5 protein-coding genes are annotated in these 18189 nt (G+C 64.5%); 4 read left to right on the forward strand and 1 reads right to left on the reverse strand.

Annotated elements, in window-relative coordinates; translation table 11 throughout:
• Positions 1-168: 168 nt before the first annotated feature.
• Positions 169-1092, reverse strand: a complete 924-nt coding sequence (locus tag MGN01_RS21720; protein ID WP_238258664.1) for a DUF6662 family protein — start codon at positions 1090-1092, stop codon at positions 169-171.
• Positions 1093-1673: 581 nt separating this feature from the next.
• On the opposite strand from MGN01_RS21720, the gene MGN01_RS21725 reads away from it, so the two are divergent.
• From MGN01_RS21725 to MGN01_RS21740, 4 genes are read left to right on the forward strand one after another with little or no spacing between them, the layout of a single operon-like run.
• Positions 1674-11609 (forward strand): peroxidase family protein, encoded by a 9936-nt coding sequence (locus tag MGN01_RS21725; protein WP_147048903.1) that lies wholly within the window; start codon positions 1674-1676, stop codon positions 11607-11609.
• 60 nt (positions 11610-11669) lie between these two features.
• Complete coding sequence (locus MGN01_RS21730; protein ID WP_147048904.1) at positions 11670-13436, forward strand: type I secretion system permease/ATPase; 1767 nt, start codon at positions 11670-11672, stop codon at positions 13434-13436.
• Positions 13433-16660 (forward strand): calcium-binding protein, encoded by a 3228-nt coding sequence (locus tag MGN01_RS21735; protein ID WP_147048905.1) that lies wholly within the window; start codon positions 13433-13435, stop codon positions 16658-16660. Before MGN01_RS21730 ends, MGN01_RS21735 begins: the two co-directional genes overlap by 4 nt.
• A gap of 24 nt (positions 16661-16684) precedes the next feature.
• Positions 16685-18031: an HlyD family type I secretion periplasmic adaptor subunit gene (locus MGN01_RS21740; protein ID WP_147048906.1), complete on the forward strand. Its 1347-nt coding sequence runs from the start codon at positions 16685-16687 to the stop codon at positions 18029-18031.
• Positions 18032-18189: the final 158 nt, after the last annotated feature.

The raw sequence follows: 18189 nt of genomic DNA on the forward strand, positions 1-18189 counted from the left end.
GGCCGACGAGGACGGAGGAGGACGCCCGGAAGAAGCCATTGCCGGCATGGCCGCGCGCACGTCGTCCGAACTCCTCGTCATGGGCACCTATGCTCGCACGGGGATCAGGAGGGCCCTGCTAGGGGCATCACCGGAGCTTCCACCATGCCAAGGGACGTGCATTCGTCCCTAGAAGCTGTACCCCACCCGCAATCGAAACTGTTGACGGTCGAAGCTAACCAAGTCCAGCGGCCCGGGCTGCCCCGCCGCCTGACCGGCGACTTGGAAGCTCCAGGTGAACGACGCCCAAGAATGCGGCGACAAGGTCGTATAGACCGTCGGTCCGACGTAGATGGCTTGACCGGCGCGCCGGTCGAGCACCAATCCTTCATACGCACGGGCATACCGGGCCTCGCCGCCAGCAAACAGGCCGGGCCTGACCTGATAGGCAAGCGCACCAGATACTTCGACGCCTGATCCGTGCACGCGTTCGTCCTTGAGGCCGAGCCGTGCAGAGGAGAACGCGAAGTTCACGTTGACCGCCGCGACGAGTTCGCCGGGGATGATCTCACGGTCGGCGAGCAATCCTACCTCCGTCCCGAAGCTGCGGGCCGGGCCACCCGACCCTCCGTCGACGGTGCCGTAGCTCGGGAAGATGCTGAGGGTTAGGCCGAAGGGCGCAGCGCGACGGTCGAGTAGGCGTAGACGCGTTTCCAGGAACCCGCCGTTGAACCCGCCGGTGGTCCGTGTCGGGATTCCAGGAACGCCGACGTCGTAGGCATTGAAGGTGACACCCGGCGCGAGGCGAAAATCCTTCGTCAACGGGACCTTCAGGGCAAGTCCGGTATCGACGGCCAGAAACTTGCCCAGGCGTTTGCCAAGTCGTCCACTTGTCTCCCACTCTAGCTCCACCTCGCCCGGCACCCCGAGGTCGCTGCCCTCGGCGAAGCCGAAGAGGTGCTCGGTGTCGAGGTCGACCGGCGTCAGGTTCTCGGCAGCGGTGGGCAGGGTCTGTGCGAGCACTAGGCCACCGGGCATGCCAAGGCTCGACGCAAGCACGAGCAGGGCGATTGCGAGAACCGGGACTAGCGGCACAGAACCGGAGACACGCATTGCCAGTGCTCATCAATTTAGCTCTTGCTATATCTGATAGGCATACGCATTGCCCCCGTCAACATTGGATCCGCTGCGGGATACGGCGCTCCCAATAGCGCCCCGTCTGACAACCCACGAGAACCGAGCCGAGGACAGCGCACCGGTCACCAAGCTGAATGAAAGCCGCTGCACCTCCGCCGGGTGAGGCGATCCGCTCACAGAATTCGTAAGAAGATCTGACCGACCTGATCCACAGGCTTCGCCATAATTACAATTCAGAAAGCATCGTTATCAGTCAATTTATTGCATAGTTATTTCCATTATCATGTATATTAGTAATTGCAAATGCGGCACACTATTTTTTAAATCCGCGGATGATTGCGGTCGCCTACCACTTAAGCAGTACTACTGAAGTGCAATCTGCAGGAAAAACCCGCACACGAAGAAATTTACTCTGATTTTAAGGATTTTTTCATTCTTTCGATCAGCCTGGGGAAATGGAACCCTGGCGGCCTCGTAGGATGCGATCCTGAAATCAAGGGAGCACCCGCATCCGATCAGGGCTGGCCTTTCGCCGCCCGTATCGCGCGGAGGGCGTCATGGCGGTTCACCTCAATCAGCAGGATCTGATCTACATCCTGAAGCAGATCAGGATCGCCGAGGCCCATGCCAGCGGCATCGGCCTGACGGAACTCCGGGTCGATCCCGCAACCGGCGACCTGTTGACGGATCGGAGTCTCTACAACTCAGCCGGCGTCTGGCTGGGGGACGCCAACGCGCCGCGCGCCATTCCTGACCCGCACGTGCCGTATGGGCTCCGCACGGTAGACGGCACCTACAACAACATCGTGCCCGGCCGCGAGACCTGGGGCTCGTCCGGCCAGCCCATGCCGCAGAATTTTCAGCCGAATTACCTGAACGACACGGACGGCGACCAGATGATCCTCGGGCCAGGCGCCCCGGTCATCACAAACGGTAATTACGGCCTGCCAGGTTCCGTGGCCGACGCCGATCCGCGCATCATCTCGAATCTTGTGGTCGACCAGAGCTTGAACAACCCGGCCGCGATCGCCGCCGCGCTCAAGGTCGCCGGATCCGAGAACGTCATCACGGATCAGCGCGAGATTACGGCCGCGCATGAAGCGCTGAAAGCAGCGAAGGCCGCCGATCCGACCGGCGACCATTCCACGCTGCAAGAGGCGCTCGACAACATTCTCGCCGACAAGGGCGTGACGATCCGCAACGGCTCGATCGATGTTCTCAACGTCTCGCCCGACGAGGGCCTGTCAAAGCCGTTCAACGCCTGGATGACCTTTTTCGGCCAGTTCTTCGATCACGGCCTCGACCTGATCTCGAAGGGCGGTAACGGCACCGTCTACATCCCGCTCCAGAGCGATGATCCGCTGGTTCTCGGCAATGACGGCGTCGCCGGTACGCCCGACGATCTCGCGCCCCACCTGCGCTTCATGACGCTGACCCGGGCGACGGAGGTCGAGGGTTCGCAGCGCAACGTCACGACGCCCTTCGTCGACCAGAACCAGACCTACACCTCGAACGCCTCGCACCAGGTCTTCCTACGCGAGTACCAGATGGTCAACGGCAGGCCTGTTGCGACCGGATATCTTCTAGGCGGGGCCGACGGTGGCCTTGCCACCTGGGCCGACGTGAAGGCGCAGGCGAAAGCTATGCTCGGCATCGAACTCACCGACGCCGATGTCGTGGCCGTGCCGCAGCTCCGGGTCGACGCCTACGGCGAGTTCGTGCGGGGTGCGAACGGCCTGCCGCAGGTGATGACGGGCGTCGATGCAAACGGTCAGGCGACCTATGTCGAGGGCAACCTCAACACCCCGATCAACCTGACTGCGGTGGGGGCAGCCCGCACCTTCAACGCCTTCCTGGACGACATCGCGCACAATGCCGTGCCACGCCTGTCGAACGGCACGCTCCTGCCTAAGGATGCCGACACAGACACGGGCAACGCGATCGCGGTCAACAACCAAGGCCAGAATCTCACCTATGACAATGAGCTTCTGGATCGCCATTTCGTCACCGGCGACGGACGCGGCAACGAGAATATCGGACTGACCGCGGTCCATCACCTCTTCCATTCGGAGCACAACCGGCAGGTCGAGGCGCACAAGCTGACGATCCTACAATCCGGCGATCGTGACTTCATCAACGAATGGCTGGCGAGCGACGTCACGACGATTCCGAACAACCTCGCGACGATGACGCCAGCGCAGCTGCAGGCCTATGCCAGCGGGCTCTCCTGGGACGGCGAGCGCCTGTTCCAGGCGGCGCGCTTTGCGACCGAGATGCAATATCAGCACCTCGTCTTCGAGGAGTTCGCGCGCAAGATCCAACCTCTGGTTGACCCCTTTGTGTTCAACTCGGTCACGGAGATCAACCCCGCCATCTTCGCCGAATTCGCGAACACGGTGTACCGGTTCGGCCATTCCATGCTGACCGACACCATGCCGCGCCTCGATGCGAACGGCGTCGCGATGAGTTCCGATCTCGGCTTGATCGAGGCATTCCTCAACCCCGTCCAGTTCGACAACGACGGCGCGATCAGCGACGACGACGCTGCCGCCGCCATTATCCGCGGCATGACGATCGAGCGCGGCAACGAGATCGACGAGTTCGTGGTTGGCGCGCTGCGCAACAACCTCCTCGGACTGCCGCTGGACTTGGCCGCGATCAACATCGCTCGCGGTCGCGACACCGGCACCCCAACGCTGAACGAAGCCCGGGCGCAGCTCTTTGCTGCCACCAATTCGAGCTTCCTCACGCCCTATACGAGCTGGGTCGAGATGGCCTCGAACCTGAAGAACCCGCTCACGGTCGTGAATTTCATCGCGGCCTACGGCACGCATAGCTCGGTCACGAGCGCGACCACGCTTGAGGGCAAGCGCGACGCCGCCATGGCGCTCGTCTTCGGTACTCCCGACGAGACGGCAGCTGAGCGCACGCTGCGTCAGGATTTTCTGAACTCCCGCGGCACCTGGGCCAATGGCAACACCGGCTTCAATGACGTGGATCTGTGGATCGGTGGCTTGGCCGAGAAGCAGATGCCGTTTGGCGGCATGCTCGGCTCGACCTTCAACGCGATCTTCGAAGCGCAGATGGAAAACCTGCAGGATGCTGATCGCTTCTATTACCTCACCCGCGTCCAGGGTCAGAATTTCCTGAACGAGCTTGAGCAGAACTCCTTCTCAAAGCTCATGCTGGCGAATTCGAGCCTCTCGCAGCCTGGCCCGGACGGCATCCGGGGCACAGAAGATGACATCGTGCCCCGTCACATCGGCGTCGATGCCTTTGCCGACTACGACTACGAGCTCGAGGTGAACGCCGCGAACCAGCTCGACCAGAACGGCAGCGCGCCGGGTGTCGACCCAACCGGCAATGATCCCGTGCTGGAAGCCATGGGCCTCGGCAAGGTTGCGCGGGACGATCCCGGCACCAGTGTCGTGGAACAGAATTATCTGCGCTTCACCGGCGGCGAGCATGTCCTGGTCGGCGGCACCAACGGCAACGACACCATCATCGCCGACTTTGGCGACGACGCCATCTGGGGCGATGCCGGCGATGACCGCATCGAAGCGGGCGCAGGCGTCGATCTCGTCAATGGCGGCGGCGGCGATGACATCATCACCGACTCGGGCGACTCGGGAGACTTCCTGAAGGGCGAGGACGGCAATGACGTCATCGCAAACTCCAACGGCATCGACATCCTGATGGGCGGGCGCGGCAAGGACGCGATCTTCGTCGGCGTGGACGCCACGGAGGTTTTTGCGGGCGAGGGGGACGACTTTGTCCTCGGCGGCGCCGACGCGGATCTTCTGATGGGCAATGAGGGCAATGACTGGATCGAGGCTGGCGATGGCTTCGATACCACGGCCGGCGACAATTCCGAGCTGTTCTTCAACTCGACGATCCTCGGGCACGACGTGATGTTTGCCGGCGGCGACGAGCATGATTTCGACGGCGAGTCCGGCGACGACATCATGGTCCAGGGCGAATCCGTCATGCGCAATGAAGGCATGTTCGGCTTTGACTGGGCGATCTTCAAAGGCATGGCCCTCAACGCCTACGCCGATATGAACATCCCGATCTTCACGACGGAGCAGGCGGACATCCTGCGAAACCGCTTCGACAAGGTCGAGGCGCTCTCCGGATGGAAGAACAACGACACGCTGATCGGCGACAGCCGTACCGCGGCCGATGCAGCGGATGTCGGAGAGCCAGCCGGCGCCCCGATCACCGCGAACAATGAAGGCGTGTTCTTCAATGACGGCCTGAGCCAAGCCGGCATCGACCGGATCACCGGATTGCGGGAGCTTCTCGGCGCGCTCGCTCCGGCCAAACAGGCGGGAGCGAGCGCCGCGCAGCTCGAAGCCACCATCGCCTTCGACAGCGGCAACATCCTGCTCGGCGGCGCGGGAAGCGACAGCCTCAAAGGCAATGGCGGGGACGACGTGCTGGACGGAGACGCCTGGCTGAACGTGCGGATCTCGATCCGCAATCCCGCCAACACGGCGGAGCTTGCGACCGTCGACAGCCTGAAGCACGTCTTTGACTCAAGCGCGGCCAATGTGGCCCGCGGCTGGGCCGGCAAGTCGCTCTTCGAGCTCATGGTGGATCGCCAGATCAACCCCTCGCAGCTCAACATCGTGCGTGAAATCGTGACGACGGGCGTCAGCGCGGCGGACGTCGACACAGCGGTCTTCAACGACGTCCGGGCGAACTACACGATCACGCGTGGCGCCAGCGGTGTCCTCACGGTAGCACACACGACGCAGAGCAATCCGGCCGTCAATGACGGCACGGACACGGTGCGCAACGTGGAGCGTCTGCAATTCGCGGATGGCACGGTCTCGACGGCACTGGTTCTCAACCAGCCCTTCGATCGGCTGACCATCACGCCGGCTGACACCGACGGCGACGATTCATCCGCGCTGCGGGCTACCCTCGTCAACCGGATCGCAAATCGGCCGGTTTCCATCCAGTGGCAGGTCCTCGAGGACAACGGCCAGTGGCGGGTTGCGACCAATGTCGATGGCGCGACGCAGACCATCAGCACGAACGTTTCCCAGTTCACCCCAACCGGGGCGACCGGCCGGGAAATTCGGGCGGTCGCAAACTGGACCAGCACCGTTGCTGGTCAGACTGGGCCGCAGACGACCGCGTCGGTCGAGACCGCTCTTGTCGGCACGGCAGCTGACGAAGACCTGACCGGCTCGACCGCTCCCAACGTCATCCTCGGTCGTGACGGCGACGACGACATCTCAGGCGAGGAAGGCAATGATGCGATCTTTGCCGGTAGCGGCAACGACCGCGTCGACGGCGGCGCTGGCGATGATCGCATCCTCGGCAACGACGGCGACGACATCCTGGTTGGGCGTCTCGGCAACAACACGCTCGATGGCGGCATCGGCGACGACGAGTTGTCGGGTGGCCACGACAACGATGTTCTGATTGGAGGCGACGGCACGGATACCGCCATCTTCTCCGGACCGATCGCGGCCTACAGCTTCGAACGCAACACCGCGGGCGCCGTCGTCGTCTCAGACAATCTGGGCGCTGAAGGCGATGGCGTGGACACGCTCTCTACCGTCGAACAGATCCAGATGGGCGACAACCCCGCGCTCTACACTCTGGGCGCGAACGGAACTGCAGCGGTCGACATCGTGGTTGGCACGACCGGCGCGAACACCCTGACGGGCGGAGCCGGCGATGACCTCGTCTTTGCGGGCGCTGGAAACGATTCCGTGCTGTGGCGTGCAGGCGACGGCCGTGACTTCGTGGATGGAGGAGCCGGCACCGACGCCTTCCGCATTCTTGATGGCACCTTCCCTGTCGAGCAACTGACCCTGGCTGCGGCAAGGGCGCGGTTCACGAACCTCACCTTCCGCGATGACACCGAGATCGTGGCCGTCCGCAATAATGTGGTCATCGCCGAGCTGAAGAACGTCGAGAGCATCACGGTCAACACGGCTGCCACCGGCGCGCCGGTCATCACCGACCCGACGCCGACGAACGGGCTCGTCTCCCCAACGGAGGGCCAGGCGCTCGGCATCAATCTCGCCAGCGTGGCGGACGCGAACGGGTTGCCTCCGGTCGGCCAGATGACCTTCCAATGGCAGACCTCATCCAACAATGGAGCGACCTGGACCAATACCGGGGCAGCAAATCTCGGTGCCCTCAGCTTCACGCCTACGACCCAGGCCGGAACCATCCTGCGCGTCCAGATGAGCTTCAATGACGCCCAGGGCAACCCGGAGGTGCTGTTCTCGGCGCCGACAGGCGTGGTGGGCGACAACTGGGTGCGTGGTCTTCTCACCGGCGCAACCTTCAACGGAACAGAAGGCGACGATGTTGCGGTCGGCAGCAACGGGTTCTTGGGCCTTGGTGCCAACGAGACCCTCAACGGGAATGGAGGCAACGACGACCTGAGCGGCCTCGGCGGCGCTGACACGCTTAACGGTGGCGCGGGCGATGACCGGATGAACGGCGGTGCTGGGAATGACGTCATCACGGGTGGGACTGGGGACGACACCGTCATCCAACTCAGCACCGATGGGCGCGACCGCATCGACGGCGGGGCGAATGTCGACACCTATCAGCTGGACGGGACGACGGCAGCTGAGACCTTCCGCATCTACAGCCGCGCAGCCTGGCTCTCAGTGGCAGGCAATACAGCCGCGCAGATCAACGGCAACACGGAGATCGTGGTCACCCGTAACGGTACCAACAACGCGTCCATCATCGCCGAGCTCGACAACATCGAGGAGATCCGCGTCAACACCGGCACGGTCACCGCGCCTGGTGGCGTTCCCCCAGGCGGCACCGGCACGATCAACGGCGATCAGATCCAGGTCATCGGCGACTTCACCCAGACCAGCCTGAACTTCAACACGGTGACGGTCGAAGGCAGCGCCGGAAATGACACGGTCGACATCTCCAGCCTGCAATCGGCGCATCGCATCGTGTTCACCTCCAACGGCGGCCACGACACGATCATCGGCACGCTTCGGCCGCAGGACGTGATCAAGCTCGCGCCGGGATCGACCCTCGCCGACTACACCTCGTCAAGCGCGAACGGCATGACGACGCTCTCGAACGGAACACATTCGGTGTCCTATGCGAGCGGCGTCACGCCAACTTTCCAGACCGACACCGGCGAGGACGACGGCGAACACGGCAATCCGGGCGGAGGCAACCCGACCACACCCTTCACCCTGACCGCCGCCGATCTCGCGGGGATCAAAAATCTGGTCAATGGCCAGGTCGCGGTTCCGGGCGACGACGACACGGAGGACGCGACGGGCGTGCGCGGCCTGTCCGGCCACGGCAACAACCTCGAGCACCCGGAATGGGGCGCAGCGGACGAGCCGTTCATCCGGATCACCGATCCGCACTACGGCGCCTACGATCCGGCGACGAACAACAACGGGGTGAACCCGCTCTATGACGGGTTGGACGCCCGCGCGATCTCCAACATCCTGGGCTCCCAGGAAGCGGACCTGCCGCATCAAGCGAATGGCTCGAACATCTTCTTCATGGCCTTCGGCCAGTATTTCGACCACGGCCTCGATTTCCTGCCGAAAAGCGCGGCAAACGGGGTCATCCAAATCGACCAGCCCGGATCGGGTCGGACGCCCGCCACCAACAACCCGGCCGATCTCACCCGCGGCGAGGTTCATTCCGTGGTCGACGGGGTGCCTCAGCACCTGAACAAGACCTCTCCCTTCGTGGACCAGAACCAGGCCTACGGCTCGCATGCGCTTGTCGGCCAGTTCCTGCGGGAGAGCGACGGCAATCACGGGGTCGGCTCGCACCTCCTCGCCGGTGAACCCGACCCGACGAACCCGAACTTCAAACTCCTCCCCACGCTGCGGGAACTCATCCAACATCATTGGGACGCGGACACCATCTTCCACGATCCCTCTCTCTCGGGCGGAGCAATCAGCTTCCGCACCTACTTCTCCAACTTTCCCATCTCGGAGACCAGGACTGGCTCCCTGTTCAATGCAGCCGGCGCGTTCGATCCGGAGGCGGTGAGCGCCTTCGCCTCGAACTTCATGGGAAGCGGCCATGCGCTGCTGCTCGACACAAACCCCTTCGTCAGTCTGCTCGACCACTACGTGGCTGGTGACGGCCGTGCGAACGAGAACGTGTCGCTCACCGCCATGCATACGATCTGGGCGCGCAACCACAACTTCCATGTCGATAACCTCGTAGAAGCAGGCTTTCAGGGCACGCCGGAGGAGGTGTTCCAGGCGGCCAAAATGATCAACGAGGCCGAGTATCAGCGCGTCGTGTTCGATGAGTTCGCGGATCAGCTCATCGGCGGCATGAAGGGCCTCGGCACGCATGGCCACGATGGCTACAACCCGGACGTCGATGCGCGGATCTCCCACGAATTTGCGTCCGCGGTGTACCGCGTCGGGCACTCGCTGATCGGCGAGACGCTGACGGTCATCGGTCCAGATGGTCAGCCACGGCAGGTCGCGCTTTTCGATGCCTTCCTGAATCCCTCGAACGCCCCGGACGTCTTCACGGCGCCCCTGCCTCCCGGCTACGTGCCGCAGCCGGGCTACGCCCAGCTTGGGGCAAACGCGATCCTGGCCGGCGTCGCGACCCAGCCGGCCGAGGAGGTCGACTTCAACATCGTCGACGCCGTGCGCAACGACCTGGTGCGCATCAACGCCGACCTGTTCGCCTTCAACGTGGCCCGTGGCCGCGACGTCGGCCTCGGCTCCCTCAACCAAGTCCGCGCCGACCTCATGGCGTCGGCCGACCCCTACATCCGCGAGGCCGTAGGCTTTGCTGGCGACCTCCGGCCCTACGCTTCTTGGGAAGACTTCCAGGCCCGGAATGGCCTTAGCAACACAGTCATCGCACAGTTCAAGCAGGCCTACCCGGACCTGGTGCTGGCGACGCCCGCCGCGCGCGCGGCCTTCGTGGCCGCCAACCCGGACATCACCATTCATCAGGGGGCGGACGGTAAGGAGTTTGTGGCGGGGATCGACCGGGTCGACCTCTGGGTCGGCGGCTTGGCCGAGCAGCACATCAATGGCGGCGTGGTGGGCCAGACCTTCTGGGTCGTCTTGCACGAGCAGCTCGACCGCCTACAGGAGGGCGACCGGTTCTACTATACCGACCGCTTCGACAACTTTGATTTCTACGAGAACCAGGTCGACGGACAGAACTTCTCGGACATCGTGGAGCGCAACACCGGCCTGACCGGTCTGCAGGAGCACATCTTCGCCGTCAGTGACGAGGACGGAGCCATCGGCGGTGGCGATGCAACGGCGGGCGGCGATGACGACGACGATGAGGACGATGACACCACGGGCGGTGGCGGCTCCGATGACGAGGACGATGACACAACGGGCAGCGGCAACCCCGATGACGACGGTGACACGACCTGCAGCAATGACGGGGAAACCGCACCCGGGACGGGTGGAGGCTCGACCGGCGGCGGGACGACCGGCGGTGGGACGACCGGCGGTGGGACAACAGGGGGCACCGCTGGTGGCGAGACGACCGGCGGTGGGACGACTGGGGGCACTACTGGCGGCGGGACGACCGGCGGTGGGACGACCACCCCGCCTGCCGAGCTTCCCGCGAGCCTCGTGGCCGGTACCAACGGCGACGATGTCCTGCCCGGGACTGCGGGCGCCGACACGATCCTGGGCTTGTCCGGCAACGACAACATTCTTGCCGGTGAAGGAGCCGACGTGATCCGAGGTGGCGACGGGGATGACTTCGTCGATGCCGGCGGCGGCCGCGACGTGGTCTTCGGTGGGGCCGGTGACGACGACATCCTCGCCGGCGCAGGCGACGACATGGTCTACGGTGACGGAGGAGCCGACCGCATCCTTGCAGGAGCCGGAAACGACCTGGTGACGGCTGGGGCCGGCAACGACTCGGTGATCGGTGGCGAGGGCAACGACCTGTTCGTGGCCGAAGTCGGGGATGGGAGCGACAGCTACTGGGGCGACGAGGTGGGCGGCGGCGTGGGCATCGACACGCTCGACATGTCCGCCATCACTGCCAACATCACGGCCGACCTCGGCACCGGCCTCGCCGGCCGGGGCAGCGTCTCCAGCAGCCAGTCCGGATCCGATACCCTATGGGGCATCGAGAACATCGTGACCGGCTCAGGCGACGACACCATCACGGCTAGCGACGCGGTGAACGTGATGGACGGCGGACTTGGTGCCGATGTCTACCGCTTCCAGTCAGCCGCCGCGGCCAACGGCGACACCATCGCGAACTTCCAGCCTGGCGACAAGGTCGACCTCAGCGGCATCGACGCGAACCAAGGCGTTGCCGGAAACCAGGCTTTCACACTTGCGACCGGGGCGGCCTTCACCGGAGTTGGGCAGCTTCTGGTCACCCAAGAGCACCGGGCGGACGGCGACTATACCGTCGTGGAAGGAAATACGGGCGGTGATGCGGCGCCCGAGTTCAAGTTCAGCATCAAGGGAACGCCCGCTGCAACGGCCGCGGACTTCGCTCTCTGACGCCGGAGGGGGGCGCAGGCCCCCCTCCAGTTCCGCCGCGCTCAATGGGGGGATTGAGACATGCGTTCCAGGGATCAGAAACATCTCGCCAAACAGAGAAGTGCCGAAAAGCTGACTCGGCATTTCGGAATGCCGTTCGTCGTTCTCATCGCAATGTCGGGCATCATCAACATCCTCGCCCTGACGGGCTCCTTCTACATGCTCCAGGTCTATGACCGGGCATTGCCGAGCGGTAGCCTTCCTACCCTCGTCGGGCTTTCGACGCTCGCCATCGGCCTCTACCTCTTCCAAGGCATGTTCGACGTCCTGCGCCAGCAGGTTCTCGTTCGGATCGGGGCGCAACTCGACCGCCGTATCGCCCCGCTGGCTCAGCGCGTCTCGATCGACATGCCGCGATTCGGCTTCTCCACCGCGGAGGCGATGGAACGCAGCCGGGACGTGGACACAGTCCGCGGCTTCCTGGGCAGTCCGGGACTTGTGGCACTCTTCGACCTGCCTTGGACCCCGGTCTTCCTGATCTTCGTCTACATGCTTCATCCGTGGCTCGGTGCGCTCACCGTCGCGGGTGCCGTCCTACTCACGCTACTCACCATCCTAACCGAACTGCTGACGCGGCGGTGGACGGGGGCGACGCAGCAGGCCGTGGTGGCCCGCAACGCCATCGCCGACTCGAACGCCCGCAACGCCGATGTCCTCAAGGCGATGGGTTTCGCGGAGCGGGCCGTCGACCGGTACCGCCTCGCCAACAACGAGCACCTGGAGCTCCAGACTCGGACGACGGACATCACCGGAACCTTCGCGGCCATCTCTCGCGTCCTGCGTATGATCTTGCAGTCCGCGGTCCTAGGCCTGGGCGCCTACCTTGTCATCGGCGGCGAGCTCTCGGCTGGGTCCATTATCGCGGCGTCCATCACCTCGGCCCGTGCCCTCGCCCCTATCGACCAGACCGTGGGCAACTGGAAGGGTATCGCCGTGGCCCGCAAAGCCTTCGGACGGCTGAAGGAGACCCTCGTCGCCCTCTCGGGCGTCGATCGGCCGATGCCGTTGCCGATGCCGCAATCGTCCCTCCGCGTGGGGTCGATCACGGTCGCAGCGCCAGGCTCGGGGCGAGTGCTTCTCTCGGACGTCGCTTTCGAGCTTCAGGCCGGCCAAGCTCTCGGCGTCATCGGACCGAGCGGCGGCGGCAAGACGACCCTGAGCCGGGCACTAACGGGCGTCTGGCCTATTCTGCGCGGCGGCATCCGCCTCGACGGAGCCGACCTGTCGCAATGGGACGAGGAAAGCCTCGGCCGCATCATCGGGTACCTTCCCCAGGAGGTTTGCCTGATGGACGCGACGGTCGAGGAGAACATCTCCCGCCTGGCGCAGGATGCCGATCCGGCCCTGGTCGTCGCCGCCGCGCGCGCCGCCGGTGTCCACGAGATGATCCTGCGGATGCCCGACGGTTACCGCACCGAGCTCGGCCCGTTCGGGACCGCCCTGTCCGGCGGACAGCGCCAGCGTATCGCGCTCGCGCGGGCGCTGTACGGCAATCCGTTCCTGCTCGTACTCGACGAGCCGAACTCTAACCTCGACGGTGAGGGTGAAGCGGCGTTGGCCAGCGCCATCCAGAGCGTGCGCGCCCGTGGAGGCATCGCGATCGTGATCGCTCACCGACCAAGCGTGCTCGCGGCCGTCGACACGGTTGCCGTCATCCAGGACGGCAAGCTGACCGCCTTCGGGCCCAAGGACGCCATCCTCGGCAAGGCTGTGCGCGACGCATCGGCAGGATCAGACCCCGCAAAGATCGCAAGGGAGCGCTCCGCCATGGAGCGGGTGCCGGCATGATCATCGAGACGAAGGGAACAAAGACGGACGAGGCATCCCAGAACGGAGCGCAGAAGCTCGCTCCTCAGGAAGTCACCAAGAAGTCCCCTGCGCCATACTACCTGGCTCTCGTTGTGGGAGCGGTGGCGGCATACCTGAAGTCCTTGTTCCACACCCCGGTGCACGCCGATGCCGAGGCCGACAGCGTCGAGTCGGAGGGGAGCGTCGCGCCGAAGCTCCTGATCCTTGCCCCAGCGGACGTGGATGCAGGCGAAACTGCCGCCGAGCCCCGATTGCTGGGATCATCCGCGACCGTGCCCCAGGGGGAGATGCCAGCCGCCGAATACGACGCCTCTCACCTTCAGGCGTATACGCTCCAGTTCGCCAGACATGACCCGCAACCGAACCTCAACGACTTCAAGGCGTCGCCGATCATTCCCCGACCCATCAACGACAATGGTGACAGGGGGCCCAGCGGCAGAGGCGGGGGGGGAGGCGGAGGGCGGAGTCGGGATGCGAAGGGTGACGAAGGAGCAGGATCCGAGAACGCCGACGATGCTGCGGACCAGCCACCCGCCGTGGTGGGCGGCACCGATACCCTTCCAGCTGGTGATAAGGACATTACGCCGGACGGGGAGCGCCCACAGGGGCAGTATACCACCGGTACCGGTGGCACTGGCAATCGTCCTGAGGCAGGCGACGATACGGGAAACGGCCCCGGAGCCGTCACGCCCCCTCCAACGTCGAACGATGACGGCGGCGGCCAAACGGGGCGACGGAATCGTGCGCCAACCACCAGCGGCGCGGTCCGTCTCGCCGACATGGCCGCGTGTGCGCTGACACCCATCGCGCTGTCCGACCTTCTCAGGAACGTTGAGGACCCCGACGGAGACAGCCTCTCGGTGCGCAACGTCACGGCGTCGTCCGGATCGCTGGCCCGCGACGGTGATGGCTGGGTGTACGACGCCGATGGGCTCGGTCCGGTCACCATCACGTACGAGGTTACGGATGGCGAGCTCTTCGTCACTCAGACGGCGGTCTTCAAAGTCGTGGCGAGTGCCCCGATGATCGGCACGGACGGCGACGACCTCCTGCTCGGAACGCTTTGTGCGGACGAGATCGACGGCAGGGGCGGCAATGACATCATCGATGCCCGTGCCTCGTCCGACATCATCAATGGGGGCACCGGTGATGATCACATCGTCGGTGGCGCCGGGGATGACGTGATCCTGGGCGGCGACGGGAACGACGTCGTGTTTGCAGGGACGGGAGCGGACCGGGTCTCGGGGGGGACCGGCAGCGACCGTATCTTCGGCGAAGAGGGCGACGACATCCTGTTCGGCGACGCCGGTGACGACCTGCTCGACGGTGGAGATGGTAGCGACATCCTTGTCGGAGGGACGGGAAACGACCTCCTCCTCGGCGACATGGGCGATGATCAGCTCGACGGGTCAGAGGGCGCCGACGTCGCTTTCGGGGGTGCCGGGCGCGACGTAGTGTCGGGTGGCATCGGCGACGACCATCTGGAAGGCGGCACGGGCGATGACGTCCTTTCCGACGGGCAGGGACGTGATGCGGTCATGGGGCAAGACGGGGATGATGTCCTTGTCGCGGCGCTGGACGGCGAGGCTGACCGTTTTGACGGTGGCGAAGGGACCGATACCCTCGACCTTTCCGGTACCACGTCAGGCGTCACGGTCGATCTTATCGCCGGTACCTCGGAGGCCACCGAGACTGGTCGTGACCAGCTTGTATCTATCGAGGACGTCCGGGGCGGTTCCGGCGGGGACACGTTGTCGGGGAACGCGGCCTCCAACGCCATCTCGGGCGGGGCAGGCGTCGACCGCATCTCGGGCGGGGCCGGCGACGATGTACTCCACGGCCATGAAGGCGGAGATACGATCCTCGACGGAGCCGGTTCCGACATCGTGCTGGGCGGGGATGGCGACGACGTCCTGACCGCATCATCCGACGGTGAGTCCGACCAGTTCGACGGCGGGGCCGGGAAGGACACCCTGGATCTTTCGGGCGCGACCTCCGGCGTCATGGTCGACCTGACGGCCGGGACCGCATCCGGCCAGGACATTGGAGCGGACACCGTCACCTCCGTGGAGGTGGTGTTGGGCAGCTCGGGCAACGACACCCTGCTCGGGAGCTCCGCGGCGGACACGCTTTTGGGCGGAGCGGGGGACGACCGCCTGGCCGGCAGTGGCGGTGATGATCGACTCGATGGTGGCTCGGGTGCCGATGCTCTATCGGACGGCGCCGGCTCGGACCTCGTGCTCGGTGGCGCCGGCGACGACATCTTCGCGGCAGCGCAGGATGGCGAGGTCGACTGCTTCGACGGTGGCGAAGGGCGTGACACCCTCGACTTCTCCGCGACCCGGTCGGGCATCTCCGCGGACCTGCTCATAGGCGTCGCAACCGGGGCCGAGACGGGGCGGGACCTGCTCCATGGGCTTGAGGCGCTGATCGGCGGAACCGGCGACGATACCCTCTTCGGTAGCGACGTGAGCAACCGCCTGAGTGGCGGGGATGGCGACGATATCATCGCCGGACGAGGTGGTGATGATCTCCTCGATGGCGGCTTGGGTTGCGATGCGCTCCTCGACGGAGCCGGGTGCGATATCCTGCGCGCGGGCGCCGGCGACGACCGGATCGTCCTGGCACTGGATGGCGATGACGACCATGTCGACGGAGGGGAGGGTTCGGATACGCTCGACCTGAGCAGCGCAACCAAGGATCTGCTCGTCGATCTGGTCGGTCATGTCGTTTCGGGCACCGAGCTTGGAACGGACAAGGTGGATTGCGTCGAACGCATCGTGGCCGGATCAGGCAACGACCGTTTCGTCATCGGGGACGACAATGTCGTGCTCACGGGCGGAAGCGGGAACGACGGCTACGTGTTCGTCCCGCTTACTGGAATGCAGGAGCCAACCCGCTCCGTGGAGATTACTGATTTCTCGGTCGGGGATTACGTCGACCTTTTAAGATGGTCCCTCTTTGATGAGGGTTCGGGCGTCGTCGGCAATTCGCTGTCCGAAGCGATGGACCGCAACGACGGTGCCGTATCGGGCATCCGGTACCGGGCCGCGCTCTTCGAAGAGAGGGACGTTACCGTCATCACGGCCGACCTCGACAGCAACGACACCTTCGAGACCACCCTGGTCCTCAACGGGCACCACGCCCTGCTGTTCATCGAGAAGCCGGCTGAGATCTCACAGCCCCACACGCCCATCCATTGATTCAGCTGTTGGAGGGACCGGACCATGAGTACGAGAACCATTGGTGTTCGTCACCCGACGTTCGTTGACGGGATCGATGGCGGAGCGGAGCCTTCCTTCTCCATTATCGCTCGCCTCGTCCTGGGGGTCTTGCTGGGAGGCTGCCTTCTGATTGGAGTGGGCGGATGGGCCGCGACAACCGACCTCAACGGCGCCATCATGGCGCCGGGCGCGGTAACCGTCGATCAGAACGCCAAGGCGGTCCAGCACCGGGACGGCGGCGTCGTCGGCTCCATCCTCGTGCGAGACGGACAGGCTGTGACGGCCGGGCAGGTTCTCATCCGCATCGACGACGCCCAGACCCGTGCGGAACTGGCGATCATCCGAGGGCAGTTGGTGGAGCTATCGGCCAAGAAGGCACGCCTGCTGGCCGAGCGCGATGGGCTTCGCGACATAGCCTTCCCCCCGAGCCTTTCGAACGGCGACGGGGAGACGCTGGCCATCATCGACGGCGAGAGCCGCCTGTTCCGGGGCAATCTCGCCAGCCGCGACAGCCAGCGCCAGCAGTTGGAGCTGCAGATCGGCCAGGTGGACGAGGAGGTCGCCGGCCTGGTCAAGCAGAAGGACGCCAAGCGCGACGAACTGGCGATCCTCACGAGCGAGCACGGCAAGCTGCAAGGCCTCGTGGACAAGCATCTCTTCGAAAGTTCGAAGTTCCTGCCCATAAGCCGTGACCGACATCGGCTAACCGGCGAGCAAGGATCTCTGGAAGCCTCCATAGCCCGGGCCCGGGTGCGCACGAGCGAAATCCGGGTCCAGCTTCTCGCCATCGCGGACACCGCGCGCACTGAGGCCCAGAAGGAGCTCAGCGTCGTCGATGCCAAGCTCGCGGAATTGGGCAATCGGCGCATCGCCCTAGAGGATCGGCTGACACGCACCGAGATCCGCTCGCCTGCCTCAGGCATTCTGCACGAGTTGAAGGCCTTTACCGTCGGAGGTGTCGTCACGCCCGCCGACGTGCTGGCGACCGTCGTGCCCGCGGACGCTCCGCTCCGGATTGAAATTCGCATTTCCCCGGCGAGCATCGACCAGATTGGCGTGGGACGTCCGGCCAAACTTCGGTTCACCGCCTTCAACCAGAGGACGACTCCCGAACTGAAGGGGAAGCTGGTTTACGTCTCACCGTCTACGACCAAGGTGGGCAAGGACGATGCGTTCTACGTTGGGTACGTCGAGCTCAACGAAGGGGAGTTGACCCGTCTCGGCGAAAGGGCCCGCCTCGTGCCAGGCATGCCGGTGGAGGTTCATGTCACTACTGAGGAACGAACGGCTCTGTCGTACCTTGTGAAGCCAATCCAGGATCAGTTCACACGCAGCTTCCGCGAAAGATGACTACGCATGCTGGAGAACACGCCATGTGACCTCGAACGTCGATGGTCACATGGTTGTGGAGAGCCAAGGACACGGGCGAGTTACGCTTGCAGAAACCATCGTCCACGGCGGCATGCCTGCAACGAAAGAGGACAGGACTACTTCGGCTAGGTTGAAGC

This window comes from Methylobacterium gnaphalii, assembly GCF_007992215.1.
Classification (GTDB): domain Bacteria; phylum Pseudomonadota; class Alphaproteobacteria; order Rhizobiales; family Beijerinckiaceae; genus Methylobacterium; species Methylobacterium gnaphalii.